The organism is Azospirillum canadense (genome assembly GCF_025961225.1).
GTDB lineage: Bacteria > Pseudomonadota > Alphaproteobacteria > Azospirillales > Azospirillaceae > Azospirillum > Azospirillum canadense.
Window position 1 is genome coordinate 655,423 of sequence record NZ_JAOQNG010000007.1, and the last position, 15,352, is coordinate 670,774.

The window sequence follows — 15,352 nt, forward strand, 5'->3', positions numbered from 1 at the left end:
TCCGACAAAGTGTTTCGTCAGAATTAATCACTCCCTCACAAGATAGAGCTATTACCATTTTACACCCAGCTCTTCTGAAGAATATGTGCGCCTATTTCTACCGCCAGAGCCGCTTTCGCTGGCTTTCAACCGCGACCCGAAAAGGCCAGTATTTATGAGCCTAGGTCTTCAGGAACTTCCGAGGCTGGACGACCTACGGCGCATTACTCATGGCATGTTCTTTAGCTGGCCGCTCTTCGGTGCGGCCGGGTCAGCTGTCATTCAAAGACTGGTCGGATCGTGAACAATGGCTACTCAACTCTTGGTGGGCGACGACGGCGGTAATGAAGTGCGGGGCGGAGCGGGCCCCGATGTGATCTACGGTTTTAACCCACAAGGCCCACAGGCCCAAATCACTTCCATCACCGCCTCTCGCGTGGCGACCGGGCTGGAGCAACCATTGTTCGTTACGGCTCCGCCCGGCGACGCATCACGACTGTTCATCGTCGAAAAGACCGGTCGGATCGACATCCTTGACCTGAATTCCGGGAAGGTCTTGCCGCAACCATTTCTGAACCTTTCCGATCAAATCGTCACGGCGGAAGAAGAGGGCCTGCTCGGTCTCGCCTTCCACCCGGACTTCGCCATGAACGGCCTATTCTACGTCAATCTCGTCAACCGCAACGGCGACACGGAAATCCGCCGGTATCAAGCTGAGCCGGCGGGTAATGTGGCCGATCCGGCGACCGGGCAGATCGTCATTGGCGTTGATCAACCCAATTTCACCAACCACAAGGGCGGCTGGCTCCAGTTCGGGACGGATGGGACCCTTTACGCCGGACTGGGCGACGGTGGCGGAACTGGCGATCCAGACAACAATGCGCAGAACACTGGCAGATTGCTGGGCAAAATCCTGCGCTTGGACGTCAACGCCGACGGCTTTCCGGCCGATCCGGCGCGGAACTACTCGATTCCCGCCGACAATCCTTTCGTGGGCACAAGCGGGGCTGGAGAAGTCTGGGCGTACGGTCTGCGCAACCCCTGGCGACCAAGTTTCGACCGCGCCACGGGCGACCTTTACATTGCCGACGTTGGCCAAAACCGCGAAGAAGAGATCAACATTGGCGCCAAGGGCGGCAATTACGGTTGGCCCGTCTTGGAAGGGCGGTTGAGCTATAAGGCCGGAGTCCTGACCGGCGGCAGTTCGATCGCGCCGATCTACACCTATGACCATGACGTCGGAAGGTCGATTACAGGTGGCTACGTCTACCGTGGCCCGAGCGACGGATTGCAAGGCCAATATTTCTTTTCCGATTTCGGCTCGGCCCGCCTTTGGACGCTCCAGAAAACCAGCAGCGGCTGGTCGGTGGTCGATCGGACAAAGCAGGTCATGCCCGATGCCGGTGCCATCAATCAGCCGACGTCCTTTGGCGAGGACGCTCGCGGCAATCTGTACCTGATTGATTACGATGGCGACGTCTTCCGACTGACGCCTCAGGTCAGTTCCGCAGATATGAGCGACACCCTATTCGGCGGCGACGGGGGAGACATGATATATGGCGGTTCGAGCGCGGATTGGCTGGAAGGCGACGCTGGCAACGACACGCTGATTGGTGGCCCGGGGGCTGACCGCTTTGTGGTTACGCCCGGCGGCGGCGCCGATCTGGTGATCGACTTTAACGGCTCCGAAGGCGACCAGTTTCAGATGGCGCCGGGTTTGAGGGAAACCGGTGTGACTGAGCGTTTGGGGGGCAGTCTGGTCACGTTTTCTGACGGGTCGTCCATGCAGTTGATGGGTGTTCCGGCAAGCCAGGTCTCACCCAGTTGGTTTATCCCAAGCTGAGCATCGGACTGATCGTGATCACTCCAAGGCCCCGAAAGCCGGCGCGACAGCGTACGTCAGCGTCATCGGCCTCGAAGGCAGAAATTAAGGTTCTGTTGCAAAGTCGGCGGTTGGGTGAAAGTCGTTCCAGTTTGAGCAGCTTCAGGCAGCAACCGACCTTGGTGCAGCGAGGTGACTTCGGCCGCAGGAAACCCTTCCCCGGCCTTCTGATTACGCGACGCGGACGGAGTCCGGGCGTCCGAGGTCAAGCATGCGGTTCAGGACCCGGACCGCGATGGCGATTTCGGTGTTCCGCCGATCCTCGGTCCGGATCCGCAGGGCATCGCCGACGACACGTTTCCAGCGGCTGAAGGCGGCCTCGACCAGGGCGCGGATATTGTACCGGGACGATGTCTGCCACGCCATGCGCCCGTGTTCGGTAATGTGCTGGAGGTGCCGATCGCGCTGCATCGGGTTAGTCGCGGCGTGCGCGCTCGGCACCGCGGTGGAGCGGGGCGGCACGATCACGGCCGCATCCGGCGTGTGCGCCGCCACAGCTTCGGTCACGCCGATCTGGTCGTAAGCGCCATCGGCCACGAACGCGGCGAGAGGCTCCTCGATCTGGGCCAGCAGCGGGCCGACCTGCGAGGCGAAATCGACATCATGATCGGTGAGGGTCGCCACCACGATCCGCCCACTGGCCGCATCCACGCCGACATGCAGCTTCTTCCAGGCGCGGCAGCGCTGGGTTCCGTGCTTTTCGACCAGCCACTCGCCCGGCCCGCACAGCTTCACGCCGGTGCCGGATTGAATGGGATGGACGCTCCCCGTTTCTGGCGTGGTGACGCCATCTGATGGGGGAAGTCCCTCTCATCACGGAGACGGTGCTGACCAAGCGCCTGCGCCGCGACGGGGTGCGGGCGTTCTTCGCGACTCTGCCGCCCTGTCTGGTCGGCCTGGAGGCCTGCGCCAGTGCGCATTTTTGGGCTCGGGAGCTCGCCCAGCTGGGCCACACTGTGCGATTGATGCCGCCGCAGTACGTGAAACCCTACGTCAAGCGCCACAAGAACGACCGCGCCGATGCCGAAGCGATCTGCGAAGCCGTCCAGCGGCCGAGCATGCGCTTTGTTGCGATCAAGACGCCGGAGCAGCAAAGCACGTTGGTCCTCCACCGTGTGCGGGCTCTGCTGGTGCGCCAGAGGACGCAGCTGATCAACGCGCTGCGTGGGCATCTGGCCGAGTTCGGCATCATCGCCCCGCAAGGCGCCCACAAGGTGGCCGAACTGACCGCACGGCTGGCCGATCCCGGCGACGAGCGGATCCCCACTCTGGCCAAGACGGTGCTGCAGAGCTTGGTCGATCACCTGCGCGATGCCGAGCGCCGGATCGGCGAGCTGGAGACGCAGTTGGCCGAGCAAGCCAAGGGCGATGAGGTGTGCCGTCGCCTCATGACGATCCCGGGGATTGGCCCGATGGTCGCGACCGCTTTGGTGGCGACCGTTGGGGACGCGAAGACCTTCACCTCCGGGCGGCATCTGGCGGCGTGGCTGGGGCTGGTGCCCCTGCAGCACTCCAGCGGCAACACCGAGCGGCTCGGCCATATCACCAAAGCCGGCGATGGCTACGTGCGCCAACTGCTCGTGCACGGCGCTCGTGCGGTCGTCCGCTGGTGGCGCACGACCTCGCCGTGGCTCGCCGGCCTGCTACAGCGCCGGCCGATGAACGTCGTGACGGTGGCCCTGGCCAACAAGACGGCGCGCATCGCCTGGGCCGTGATGGTCCGCGGTGAAACCTATCGGCGCCCAGGTCCGGCCGTGGCGGCCCCGGGAGGAGAAGGACCATGCGTCCCGTTGGCGCCAGTGTGACGCCGTGCTCGCGCGGGCAAGGTCAAGCCGCTGGCGCGGCGGCCCGCTGGGCCGACCTTGCCCTGTGCTGCGCGCGGCGTCCGGGGGGCGGCAGGTCGGGACGAAGAGGAGGTCTTCTGGGTCGAACAAAGAGGAAGAGATTAACATGAGGTTCTGTGCCCTCTTGGGCGTGGGCACGGTGAAGAAGCTCTCCCTCGGCTTGCGACGGCGATGAACGATGGGATGGCAATGACTGGTCAGACCGGGATCGGCCAAATCCGTGTGCAACACTGAGCAGATCCGCTCGTCACTTTGAATGGAAGCCGATCCGCGGATTTCATCCGGGCCAGCAGCTTTGCTGCAACAACAGGCCGAATAGATGGCTGCAACCAAGTCAGAGGCCGGAACGGAGAACGTCGCTCTTGCAAGGGCGGGGAGCGTCCATAGATGTTGCACGGATGTCGGTGGTGCCGTAGGCAAGGTCCCTCTGGCGTCCGCGGGATCCGTTACCAATGCCCTATAAAGCCAACGCTGCTCGCCGCCACCACATTGCCCGGCCACAGCGACGCGTTCTCAACTGGGCCGAGTATGATGCCGCTCTACGCCAGCGTGGCAGCCTCACCCTCTGGGTCACTGACGAGGCGATCGAGCAGTGGAAAGCGGCACCGCGCCGGACGCCGGGTGGACAGGCGAGCTCTTCGGATCTCGCCATCACCACCGCGCTCATGCTGCGCGCGGTGTTCCAACTGGCGCTGCGGCAGACCGAGGGGCTGATCGGCTCCATTCTCCACCTGCTCGGGCTTGAGCTGCCGGTGCCCGATCACTCCACCATCGCCCGCCGCGCCCGGACGGTGACACTGCCGTCAGCGCCGCGCTCGAGCGGCGGGCCCATTCACCTGCTGATCGACAGCACGGGGCTGAAGCTGTGCGGGCCGGGCGAATGGCTGATTGAGAAGCATGGGACCAAGAAGCGGCGCTCCTGGCGGGCGCTACACATCGGCATGGATGCGGGAAGCGGCCGGATCGTCGCCGCCACGCTGACCGAGCGCGGCGTCGATGACGCCTCGCAGGTCGGCCCCTTGCTCGATCAGGTCTCTGGGCCGGTGGCCTCGGTGACCGGGGACGGCGCGTATGACCGGAGCGGCGTCTACGCGTCGGTCCGGGAGCGCCATCCCGAGGCCGCGGTCGTGGCGCCGCCCCGCCGCGACGCCGTGCTCAGCGACACCGGCGACAGCGTCCCGACCCAACGCGATCGTCACATCCAGATGATCGCGCAGACAGGGCGGATGGCCTGGCAGCGGAGCAGCGGTTACAACACGCGGGCCGGCGTGGAGAGCCAAATGGCGCGCTGGAAGGGCGTCCTTGGCGACGCGCTGCGCTTCCATACCGACGCAGCCCAGGCCACCGAGGTCGCCATCGGCGTCGCCGTCCTCAACCGCATACTCGACCTCGGACGCCCGAACTCCGTCCGCATCGCGTGATCACCAACGGGGCTGGGGCGACCTCTTGCCCTGCTCGCCTCGCTGCAACAGGTCAATCGGGGCGCGACGTCATCCCAGCCCTATACCGTCACCCGCAGCCCGCCAGCCAGCCCGAACTTGACGGTGCCCGACTGGCACACACCGCAACTCACCAAGGCACGCAGCAAGTAGGTGTGCCGAGTATTGTGGCGCCGGGCTAAGTGGTGCATCCGCTAAAAGAGTGTAGCGTTTGGTCTGGTGGCGATCCCGAAGCGGCGGGGTGCGCGGTGCCGCCGCCGGCGGCCCCAGATGAACGGATGCTTGTGAGCGTTCCAATACTCGGTGGCGCGGTGGATGGCGTTCTCGATCTCGGCCCAACACTCGAAGCGCCGCCCCTTCAGCGCTAGGGAGCGCAACACCTTCCACCAGGGTTCGATGAGGTTCAGGTAAGCGGCGTATGTGGGCTGGAAGACAAACTCCCAGCGCGGATGGGCCAGATTGAACAGAAGCACGTCGAGCACTTTGTGGGTGGAGATTGTCCACCACGGCGTAGACGCGCTCGGCGGCCGGTGCGATCCAGCCCTCGACTTGGCTGAGGAAGTCGATCCAGTTCGTCGTGGTCCGGCCCTCGTAGGTCGCGGTGAAGGCGTCTCCCGTGGCCGGCTGGAACGCGCCGAAGACGTAGCCGGCGACATCGCGCCGGCCGTAATCGATCTCCTGTCGAGCCCGCTCGGCTTTCGGTCCGGCCGGCTTGACCAACCGCTGGCCGGGATAGCTTTTGCTCGCCTGCGGGCCCATCTCGTCTAGGCAGAGGACGACGCTGCCGGCTGGTGGCGCCGTATAGAGGGTCTCGATCGCCCCCTTTTTTTAGCGAAGTCGGGAGCGACGCGTTCACCGAACCACGTCTCCTCGTGGCGCCACTTGAGCCCTTCGTCGAGCAGGATCTCGCTGATCCGGCTGCGGCGCATGCCGATGCCGTGCTCACTCAGGTACGCGACCAGGCGATCCAGCGTCCAGCAGGCGAAGGGCAGTTCCAGCTCCGCCGGACGGCTCAGAGCGAGACGGATCACCGTGCTGCGCTCCTGCGCCGAGTAGGTCGGCGGCCGCCCGGAGCGCATGTCCTCCTGCAAGCCCGGCAGCCCGCGCTCATTGAAGCGTTTGAGCCAGAAGCGAACGGTATGGCCACACAGTTCCATCCTCGTCGCGATCTGGGGCGCCGACAGCCCCTCCAGAGCGTGCACGACGATCTGGGCCCGCCGCACCAAGCCGGCCCCGCGGGTGCGCGAACGCGCCAGTTGCAGGAGGCTGTTCTGCTCCTCATCGCTCACGCTGCGCACGCGGATGGTCATGGCCCGGCTCCTCGGCTGGGGACTCGATCCGTCAACAAGTCGCAGCCACAGGAGTTTCTATCAACTTGCCGGATGCACCACTAAGGCTTGGTTCTGCGCAAGTTTGGTGCGCGCTTGCTCGAACTGCTCGGCGCTGACCAGCGCCGGAATGGTCGCCACCGGCAGCCACTGCTCCGCTGGAACCGGGGTCGCCGTGTCCGTGGGGTGGCCGATGGGATGGGTGGCCGACCGGCGGATGCGGGGCGGACGCCTGCACCACCGCCCGGCGAAGACTTGGCCGGTGTAGCTTGGGTTGGTCAGAATGCCGCGCAACGTCGTCGGCGACCACAGCGGCCGGCCGGTCGGCGAGGCGATGCCCAAGGCGCGCAGATACTGGGCCAAGCTGAACAGGCTGGCATGGTCCTCGATGAAGCGGGCGAACAGCTCTCGGACCACGGCGGCCTCCGCCGGCTCGATCGTGACGCCGGCTGGATCGCGCGGCCGGTCAGGGTCCAGACGGTAGCCGTAAGGGGCTCGGGTCCAGGGCAGCAGGCATCCGGCGCGCAGCTTCATTTGACGCCCCAGTCGCATGCGTTCGGCGATCAAGGTGCGCTCGTATTCCGCCACGGCGCCCCGGATCTGCAACAGGAGCTGATCCTGTGGGTCGCGTCCCATCGGCCGGTCCAGAAACGCGACCTGACAGCCGTGGCGCTCCAGTTCTTTCAGCAGGACCATCAACTGCACGTAATTGCGGGCCAGACGATCGGGATCGGTGACCAGCACGCGACTGACCTCGCCGGCCCGCACCGCATCGCGCAGCCGGTCCAGGCCCGGCCGGTTGAGCGTCGCCCCGCTGTATCCGTCATCCCGGAAGATGGCGTCGCTGGCGAGGGTTTCACCGTGCGCCTGGACATGGGCGCGCAGCCGGTCGAGTTGCTGCTCGATGGTTTGGGCTTGGGCCTGTCGCGAGGTCGAAACCCGCACGTAAATCGCCGTCATCATGGTTCCCCTCCTGTATCGGTGGGGAGGTGAGGCTCGCCTTCGCCTGATCCCGCTGGCGGTCGGACGGGCTCGTGCCCAGGATGAGCATGTACGCCCGATCCCACCGCCGGGCTCCATCCGTCGCCGGCTGCATGTCGCGGCGAACCCGCCAGTGGCGCTTCATCGGCCCCTCCCCGATCTCCGTCCAGATCGGGAACCGTGCCCGCCCGCTCCTGAGTGCGACCCCGCAGGCGCAGAGCAAGCCGCCACCAGCTCAGGACAAGCCGCCCTGAGCGCGACAGGCAGATTTTGTCATTTGTGATCAGCCCATTGAGGCGTTCTTCAGCCGGTGGAAACGCGTCCTCGGCAACGGCTTGCGATTTCGCACCGAGGATCGCCGTCACGCCGAGATCGCCATTGCGGTTCGGGTTCTGAACCGCATGCTCGACTTCGGACGCCCGGATTCCGTCCGCGTCGCATAATCAGAACGCGGGGAGGGGTTTCGACGACCGAATTCACCTCGCTGCAACAAAGTCGCCTGACGGCCGAAAGCCGGTTTCAGCGGCCGGCCATCATGGGCCAGCCATCAAGGAGCGATACGCCAACTGGTCCGCGTGCATGCGGTGAAAGACCGCGTATTTGGCGTCGTGGAAGGCACGCTCGGCTCCGCCCGCGGGCTCGATGGCCCGGCCAGCCCGTGTCATGGCGCCCATGGCTTCGGTCACGGAGCCGTAGGCGCCTCCGGCCACCGCGCCGAGGATGGCGGAGCCGAGCAGCACCGCCTCCGGCTCCTCCGGCAGGACGACGCGGCAGCCGGTGGCGTCGGCGTGTTCCCGCAGGAAGACCGGGTTCTTGGTTCCGCCGCCGCAGACCAGCACCGTGTCGATGGCGTAACCTTTGACGTTCAGCGTCTCCACGATGTGGCGCGTGCCGTAGGCGACAGCCTGGATGGTCGCCAGATACAGAAGCGCCAGATCGTCCAGCCCGTCGGACAGCCGCAGGCCCGACACCATGCCGCGCAACGTCGCGTCGGCGCGAGGGGACCGGTTGCCGTGGAAGTCCGGCAAGACGTGCAGGTCCCGCGTCAGCGCCGCAGGAAACGCTGTCACCGCAGCCAGCGCATCGAGCCGCTCGTTCAGCAGGTCGTACACCGTCCGGCCCGTGCGTGCGGCCTCCGCTTCGGCCTCCGCGCCGCGGGCGTGGCTGCGGATGATGTGGTCGATCAGCGCGCCGGTCGCCGACTGCCCGCCCTCGTTCAGCCACAGCCCCGGCACCATCGCGGCGAAGTACGGGCCCCAGACTCCCGGCACGAATCGTGGCTCCGCCGACACGGCCATGTGGCAGCTGGACGTGCCGCCGATCAGGGCGAGCCGGCGGCCGAAGTCTATGGGACCATCGGCCATTGGGCCATACGCCAGCGCCGCCCCGATCACCCCCACCCCGCCCGCGTGCGCGTCGATGATGGATGTGCCGACCGGCGTGCCCGGCGGCAGCCCGAACTCCGCCGCGGCCCGCGCCGACAGCCCTTGCCCGACCGGGCTGGCGATCGGCCGCACCGCCGTACCGATGCGCGCGAACCCCTCCTCCACCAGGTCGCCGAGGCCGACCTTGCGGAAATAGTCTTCGTCCCAGCGTCCCTCATGCCCCAGGTAGGTCCATTTGCAGACGGTCGAGCACAGGGACCGCGACGCATCGCCCGTCGCCCGCCAGGTCAGGAAGTCCGGCAGGTCGAAGAAATGCGCGGCGCGGCGCCAAGCGTCCGGCCGGTTTTCCTTCAGCCACAGCAGCTTGGGGGTTTCCATCTCCGGCGAGATGCGCCCGCCGACGTAGCTTAGCACCGGGTGCCCGGTGGCGTTGACGCGGTCGGCCTGTGGGATGGCCCGGTGGTCCATCCAGACGATCACGTTCTGCGCGTCGTCTCCCGTCGGGCTGACGGACACCGGCTTTCCATCGGCGTCCAGCGCGACCAGCGAGCAGGTGGCGTCGAACCCGATCCCGACCACCTGCAACCCCGGCCCGGCGGCGGCCAGCGCCGCCCGCACCGCCTGCACCACCGCGTTCCAGATGTCGTCGGAGGACTGCTCGGCGAAGTCCGGCTCCGGGTGCCACAGGCGGATCTCCCGACTGGTACTGCCGAGCCGCCGCCCCACCAGATCGAACACCCCGGCCCGCGCGCTGCCCGTGCCGACATCGATGCCGAGAACCACCCCGCGAACCGCCTGGGTCATGGTCGAAATCCCTTATTGCGCCGCCCCATCCACCGCCTTGCAAAACGCCTCAAACTCCTTCGCGGTCGCGTAGGACTTCTGCGTGCCGGGGCGGGTGATGCTGTCGGCGGCATAGCGCACGGCCTTGTTCAGCGCGAGCGTCAGATTGCGCGTCTCCGTGTAGAAGTGGGCGAAGCTGCCGATGAAGGCGTCGCCGGCGCCGGTGGTGTCCACCGGGGTCACCCGCACCGGGTTGATGCGCGTCGCACCCTCCGCAGTGACCAGCAGGGCGCCACGGCCTCCCATGGTGACGATCACCGTGCGCAGGCCCTTGGCGAGCAGGGAGCGGGCGGCGGCCTCGACCGCCGCGTCCGTGTCCACCGGCATGCCGGAGAGTATGGCCAGCTCCGTCTCGTTGGGGACGAGGAAGGTCACCTTGCGGATGCGCTCCACGTCCAGCTCGGCGCAGGCCGGGGCCGGGTTCAGCAGGGTCTCGACGCCGTGCTCCGCGCCGAAGGCGATGGTGTGGTAGACCGTCTCCAGCGGCACTTCCAGCTGCAGGGTGATGAGGGAGCAGCGCTTCAGGTCATCCGCCGCGCGGTCCACGTCGGCGGGGCTCAGCGCCGCGTTGGCGCCCTTGATGATCAGGATGCTGTTCTCGCCCGACGGCTCGACGAAAATCGGGGCGACGCCGCTGGAGGTGCCGGGCACCCGCTCCACATGCCGCGTGTCGATGCTATGGTCCTGGAAATTGCGGATGGTCGTATCGGCGAAGGGGTCGTCGCCGACCTTCGTCACCATCAGCACCTCCGCCCCGAGCTTTGCTGCGGCGATGGCCTGATTGGCGCCCTTGCCGCCGCAGCCCATCTCAAACCGGGGGGCCTCCACCGTCTCCCCGCGTTCGGGCATGCGGGCCACATAGGTGATCAGGTCCACCATGTTGCTGCCGACAACGGCGATGCGCTTGGACATGACAGGCTCCTTTTCGGTCGGCATCACAGGCTTTGGATCAGGGCGGCGGTGCGCTCCGCCTCCTCCGCGGTCAGGTAGCCGAGCCGCACGGTGAAGTCCGCCCGGCCGCCCGGCGGTAGGGAGCGGACGTTGCCCTTGCGCATTTCGGCCAGGTAGCCCTCCGGTTCGCAGGTCGCGGGCAGCGCGAAGGCCGCGACCTTCTGGTCGGCGTTGCACAGCACCCAGCGCACCGTGTGCGGGAACACGGCCGGGTCGTAGGCGATGGCGAAGCCGTCGCCCTCCCGCCGGCGCATCATCATCCGGGTCAGCCCGTCGGGTCCGGTCTTCAGTCCGCGGATGTAGAAGACCTGCTCCGGGTTGTAGCGCCGGGGTTCGTCCAGCACCTCCATGGCCGCGGGGTTGCGCTCCAGCTCGGCCAGAAGGGCGGTGTAGTCCGGCGTCGGGCGGACGTGGCCCGGCACCGCCGTGCGCACCACCGTCGCCTCCGGCGTATAGGGAGCGGGCTGAACGATGCGGGCGCCCTCCGCGAAGGCAAAGTTGACGTGGCACATGTACATCAGGTCCATCGGGTCGCCGGCCAGGTTCTCTACCGACAGGGCGATGTCGAACAGCGTCCGCTCCGGCCGCAGCGTCACCGATGGCCGCGCCATGTAATGCGCGCCGAAGCCCATGACGTATTCCCGGTGCCCGGTGAGGCGCAGGAAGGGGCCGTCAGTGTCCTCCCCCACCTTCAGCGCGGCGCCGTCCATGGGGGCACAAGGCATTTCCCCATGCAGCGGGTGCGTGTCCTGCGGCGAGGGGCAGCCGTTGGCGAGCAGGCCACTGTGGAAGGCGAAGCAGCCGTAGGTGCCGACGATCACGTCGGCCGGACGCGGCTGGTTGAACATGTTCGCCATGGTCAGATCCACCCCGTCGAAGACGGCGTCCCAGACCATCTGCCCCATGTAGGGCAGCAGCACGAGGTGCCCGCGCCCGTTGGCGATGCGCACCGCCTCGATCCCGCTGTCGTAGCGGAACAGGCTGGCGCTCATGCCGGCGTGGGACAGGATCTCTCGCTCCCGGTCGGTGAAGAAGCCCTTCTGGAGTGTGACGCGCGCCATGGCTTTCTCCCCCGTCCTCACTTGCGGTTCAGGTAGGTGTTGATCGCGATCACCAGCAGCAGGAAGGCACCCCAGATGAAGTCGATCAGGTGGATGCTGAAGCGCATGATCTGGAAGCCGCTGGACAGCAGCATCAACGCCAGAACGGCGATGCTGACGCCCAGCACCGTGCCGCGCCCGCCCGCCGGGTTGGTGCCGCCCAGCACGGCGATCAGCACCGCCTGCAGCAGGTAGGAGGTGCCGTAGTCCGCCTTCGCCGCGTTGGTGCGCCCCGACAGGATGATGCCGGCCAGGCTGCCCAGCACGCCCGTCGCCACATAGGAGAAGAAAATCATCCGCGTCGTGCGCAGCCCGGCGAAGACCGCCGCCTTCGGGTTCGTGCCGATCAGCATCAGGTTGATGCCGAACACCGTGCGCGACAGCAGGAAGGCGATCAGCCCCGCCACCACCAGGAAGATCAGGAACGGCACGGCCAGCCTGAACAGCGCCCCGTTGCCGATGAAGGCCCAACTCTTGGGAAAGCCGGCGATGGCCGGCCCGCCGGTGATGACGAGCGCTAGACCGGTGAAGAGCTGCCCCGTGCCCATGGTCGCCAGGATCGGGGTGATCTTCAGCCGCGCGATCAGCAGCCCGTTCAGCGCCCCCGCCACCAGCCCGGTGCCGAGCGCGATGGCGACACCGACCAGCACCTGCGGAATCGCCGGGTCCGCGGACAGCTGCTGGCGCGTCAGCACGGCGTGGAAGAAGCTGCCCGCCAGGATGCCCGACAGGTTGGCGATGCCCACCACCGACAGATCGATGCCGCCCGTCAGCATGGCGATCATCATGGCGATGGACAGCAGCCCCAGTTCCGGGAAGATGTAGGTAATGGATTCGAAGTTGTAGAAGCGCAGGAACTTGTCGGGGTTCAGCGCGCTCATCGCCACGAAGATCAGGATGGTGATGAGGATCAGCTGCGCGATGTTGTTCTCGCGGTTGATCAGCGCGCGGGTGTCGAGGGCGGGTTTCATCCTTGTGGTCTCCACGGCGCTCAGGCCCGGCGCTTGCGGTCGCGCCACACGGTGGCGGCGGTGGCGACGATGACGATCACGCCGACGACGACGCGCTGCCAGGTCGTGTCCACCTTCATGATGATCAGGCTGTTCTTCACCATCACCAGCATGAAGACGCCGAGGATGGTGCCCAGCACGCTGCCCCGCCCGCCGAAGATGCTGGCCCCACCGAGCACCACGGCGGCGATCACGTCCAGCTCCAGCCCCACGAAGTCGCGCGGGTTGGCCAGCCAGATCATGGAGCTGTGCAGCAACCCGGCGAAGCCGGCCAGAGCCCCGGCGGTGCAGTAGACGACCAGCATCGTGGTGCGCAGGTTGAAGCCGACGCGCCGCGCCGCCTCCGCGTCGCCGCCGACGGCGTAGATGCTGCGGCCGATTATGGTGTAGCGCAACAGCAGGTGGATCAGCAGCGCGACCGCGCCATAGACCAGCACCATCGCCGTCAGCCCGTACTGCGAGCCGTCCGGCTGGGTCATGGTGACCAGGTCGGTCTTGGCGAAGTCGATCAGGGCCGGCGGCATCATGTTGATGTTGATCATGCTGGTCCCGACCACGCCCAGCAGGAAGCCGCGCACCATCGACCCGGTGCCCAGCGTGACGATCAGCGGGATCATTTTGAAGCGGTGGACGAACAGCGCGTTGATCGCGCCGAAGGCCAGCCCGATCAGCGTCGCCAAGACGAAGGGCCCGACCACCCCCTGGTAGCCGGTCGCCAGCATCGCCTTGATCGTCAGGTAAAGCGCCGCAGCGGCGAAGGCCGGGAAAGACACGTCGATGCCGCCGGACAGCAGCACCAGCAGCACGCCCAGCGCCATGATGCCGATGACGACGTTGCTCTTCACCAGCCCGAACAGGTTGTCCAGGTTCCAGAAGGCCGGGTTAATCAGGCCGATCACCACCATCGCGGTCAGCAGGATCAGCGCGATGACGGCCTCGGACCGTTGCAGGATCGCCATGGCGGCCCCCTCCCTCACCGCAGGCCCTTGAGCAGGTCGCCGACCTGCTCTTCGGTCGTGGTCGCGGCGTCCAGCTCCTGCACGAAGCGACCGCGGTGCATCAGCACGATGCGGTTGCAGTTCTGCACCAGCTCCGGCACGTCGTCGGAGATCATCAGCACGCTCAGCCCCTTGTCGCGGGCGAGCCCGCGGATGATGCGGTGGATTTCCGCCTTGGACCCGACGTCCACGCCGACGGTCGGGCCGTTCAGGATCAGCACGCGCGCGTCGGTCAGCAGCCAGCGCGCGATCACCACGCGCTGCTGGTTGCCGCCGGACAGCTGGCCGACCGGCTTCTCGCCGGTCGGCGTGGCGATGTGCATGGCGGCAATCATGCGCTGCGCCAAGTCGTTCACCACCGGCCGGTCGATCACCGACAGGCGCGCGTGCTCCTCGTAGGAACTCGCGAGCATGTTGCGGTTGATCGACTGGTTGAGGAACAGGCCCTCGGTCAGCCGGTCCTCCGGCACATAGGCGACGCCGTGGCGGATCGCCTCCTGCACGCTGCGCAGGCGCAGCGGCTCGCCGTCGATGCGCAGTTCCCCGGTCCAACCCGTTTCCAGCCCGAACAGCGCCAGCGCCATGTCCGTGCGGCCGGACCCCAGCAGGCCCGACAGCCCGACGATCTCGCCGGGACGCAGGGTGAGGGTCAAGTCCTCGAAGGCGCCCGGCAGGGTCAGCCCGCGCATCTCCAGCCGTGGGGCCGGGGCGGCGCCGGCCGGCGGGATCCAGACGTAGTGCTCGTCGCGGATGTCCTGCCCGGTCATGGCGCGGGTGATGGACGCCTCGTCGAAGTCGCCGGTTGGCCCCTCCACCACTTTGCGGCCGTTGCGGATGACGGTCAGCCGCTCGCTGATCTCCAGCATCTCGCGCATCTTGTGGCTGACGAACAGCACCGCGATGCCCTGGCGCTGGATGTCGTGCACGATGCGGAACAGCGCGTCCACCTCGTGCCGGGTCAGCGCGGTCGTCGGCTCGTCCATGATCAGCAGCCGCGCGTCGGACATCAGCGCGCGGGCGATGGCGACGATCTGCTTGCCGGCGGTCGGCAGCGAGCCGACCTCCGCGTCCAGGTCGAGGTCCACGTCCAGCCGCTCCAGCGCCCGCCGGGCGAGCGCGCGGACGCCCCTCCAATTCACGAACTTCCGCCGTTCGCGCAGCGCGGTGTTCAGCGCCAGGTTTTCCGCCACGGTCAGGTTCCCGAACAGCGAGAAGTCCTGGTAGATCACCTGCACGCCGTGCCGGATCGATTCCCGCGTCGTCAGCCCAGGCACCGTCTTGCCGTCGATGCGGATCTCACCCTCATCCGGTTTGTAGACGCCGGACATGATCTTGATGATGGTCGATTTGCCGGAGCCGTTCTCGCCGGCCAGGCAGTGGATCTCCCCCGGCATGATCGCCAGCGACACGCCTTCCAGGGCGCGCACGCCGGCAAACCGCTTGCCGATGCTGCGGAGTTCGATGAGGGGTTCGGTCATGGTCCGGCCGGGTGGCGGGTGGGTCTCTCGGCCCCTCTCCCCCTGGGGAGAGGGTTGGGATGAGGGGGTGGCCGCAGGCCGACAACGTCGGCTCATTGCAGCGCTGGTCCGGCCTTACGGCCGCCCCCTCATCC

Annotated in this window: 13 protein-coding genes; 3 read left to right on the forward strand and 10 right to left on the reverse strand. The window is 66.9% G+C overall.

Annotated elements, in window-relative coordinates:
* Positions 1-286 precede the first annotated feature (286 nt).
* Positions 287-1,822, forward strand: coding sequence for a PQQ-dependent sugar dehydrogenase (locus tag M2351_RS30685; RefSeq protein ID WP_264659810.1), 1,536 nt, complete (start codon positions 287-289; stop codon positions 1,820-1,822).
* Positions 1,823-2,032: 210 nt separating this feature from the next.
* Here the strand turns inward: M2351_RS30685 and M2351_RS30690 are convergent, their stop codons facing one another.
* A complete protein-coding gene (locus M2351_RS30690; protein ID WP_264659811.1) occupies positions 2,033-2,596 on the reverse strand; it encodes an IS5 family transposase in 564 nt (187 codons plus the stop codon).
* Positions 2,597-2,685: 89 nt separating this feature from the next.
* Between M2351_RS30690 and M2351_RS30695 the strand changes: the two genes are divergently transcribed.
* The gene (locus M2351_RS30695) at positions 2,686-3,666 is read left to right on the forward strand and encodes an IS110 family RNA-guided transposase (protein ID WP_406567452.1); all 981 of its coding nucleotides are present in this window, start codon (positions 2,686-2,688) and stop codon (positions 3,664-3,666) included.
* Positions 3,667-4,157: 491 nt separating this feature from the next.
* Positions 4,158-5,126 carry an IS5 family transposase gene (locus M2351_RS30700; RefSeq protein WP_264659813.1) on the forward strand — a complete coding sequence of 323 codons (969 nt, stop codon included), beginning with the start codon at positions 4,158-4,160 and terminating at the stop codon, positions 5,124-5,126.
* A 212-nt stretch (positions 5,127-5,338) separates the two neighbouring features.
* Here the strand turns inward: M2351_RS30700 and M2351_RS30705 are convergent, their stop codons facing one another.
* The 9 genes from M2351_RS30705 to M2351_RS30745 form a co-directional block, all read right to left on the reverse strand.
* Positions 5,339-5,617 carry a hypothetical protein gene (locus tag M2351_RS30705; protein WP_264659814.1) on the reverse strand — a complete coding sequence of 93 codons (279 nt, stop codon included), beginning with the start codon at positions 5,615-5,617 and terminating at the stop codon, positions 5,339-5,341.
* 291 nt (positions 5,618-5,908) lie between these two features.
* On the reverse strand, positions 5,909-6,454 hold the full coding sequence (locus tag M2351_RS30710; protein WP_264659815.1) for a helix-turn-helix domain-containing protein: 546 nt from the start codon (positions 6,452-6,454) through the stop codon (positions 5,909-5,911).
* Between the two features lie 60 nt (positions 6,455-6,514).
* Entirely contained in the window at positions 6,515-7,435 is a 921-nt protein-coding gene (locus M2351_RS30715) for a recombinase family protein (protein WP_264659816.1), read from the reverse strand.
* A 551-nt stretch (positions 7,436-7,986) separates the two neighbouring features.
* Positions 7,987-9,642, reverse strand: a complete 1,656-nt coding sequence (locus M2351_RS30720) for an FGGY-family carbohydrate kinase (protein WP_264659817.1) — start codon at positions 9,640-9,642, stop codon at positions 7,987-7,989.
* Positions 9,643-9,654: 12 nt separating this feature from the next.
* Positions 9,655-10,593, reverse strand: coding sequence for a ribokinase (gene rbsK, locus M2351_RS30725; protein WP_264659818.1), 939 nt, complete (start codon positions 10,591-10,593; stop codon positions 9,655-9,657).
* Between the two features lie 23 nt (positions 10,594-10,616).
* Positions 10,617-11,693 carry an aldose 1-epimerase family protein gene (locus tag M2351_RS30730; protein WP_264659819.1) on the reverse strand — a complete coding sequence of 359 codons (1,077 nt, stop codon included), beginning with the start codon at positions 11,691-11,693 and terminating at the stop codon, positions 10,617-10,619.
* Between the two features lie 17 nt (positions 11,694-11,710).
* Positions 11,711-12,703 (reverse strand): ABC transporter permease, encoded by a 993-nt coding sequence (locus M2351_RS30735; protein ID WP_264659820.1) that lies wholly within the window; start codon positions 12,701-12,703, stop codon positions 11,711-11,713.
* A 20-nt stretch (positions 12,704-12,723) separates the two neighbouring features.
* The gene (locus M2351_RS30740; protein ID WP_264659821.1) at positions 12,724-13,701 is read right to left on the reverse strand and encodes an ABC transporter permease; all 978 of its coding nucleotides are present in this window, start codon (positions 13,699-13,701) and stop codon (positions 12,724-12,726) included.
* A 14-nt stretch (positions 13,702-13,715) separates the two neighbouring features.
* On the reverse strand, positions 13,716-15,218 hold the full coding sequence (locus tag M2351_RS30745; protein WP_264659822.1) for a sugar ABC transporter ATP-binding protein: 1,503 nt from the start codon (positions 15,216-15,218) through the stop codon (positions 13,716-13,718).
* Positions 15,219-15,352: the final 134 nt, after the last annotated feature.

Coding starts and splice junctions, on each gene's coding strand:
- M2351_RS30715 (WP_264659816.1), bottom strand. CDS start 7,435: ATGATGACGGCGATTTACGTGCGGGTTTCGACCTCGCGACAGGCCCAA.
- M2351_RS30740 (WP_264659821.1), bottom strand. CDS start 13,701: ATGGCGATCCTGCAACGGTCCGAGGCCGTCATCGCGCTGATCCTGCTG.
- M2351_RS30685 (WP_264659810.1), top strand. CDS start 287: ATGGCTACTCAACTCTTGGTGGGCGACGACGGCGGTAATGAAGTGCGG.
- M2351_RS30720 (WP_264659817.1), bottom strand. CDS start 9,642: ATGACCCAGGCGGTTCGCGGGGTGGTTCTCGGCATCGATGTCGGCACG.
- M2351_RS30730 (WP_264659819.1), bottom strand. CDS start 11,693: ATGGCGCGCGTCACACTCCAGAAGGGCTTCTTCACCGACCGGGAGCGA.
- M2351_RS30745 (WP_264659822.1), bottom strand. CDS start 15,218: ATGACCGAACCCCTCATCGAACTCCGCAGCATCGGCAAGCGGTTTGCC.
- M2351_RS30735 (WP_264659820.1), bottom strand. CDS start 12,703: ATGAAACCCGCCCTCGACACCCGCGCGCTGATCAACCGCGAGAACAAC.
- M2351_RS30710 (WP_264659815.1), bottom strand. CDS start 6,454: ATGACCATCCGCGTGCGCAGCGTGAGCGATGAGGAGCAGAACAGCCTC.
- rbsK (WP_264659818.1), bottom strand. CDS start 10,593: ATGTCCAAGCGCATCGCCGTTGTCGGCAGCAACATGGTGGACCTGATC.
- M2351_RS30700 (WP_264659813.1), top strand. CDS start 4,158: ATGCCCTATAAAGCCAACGCTGCTCGCCGCCACCACATTGCCCGGCCA.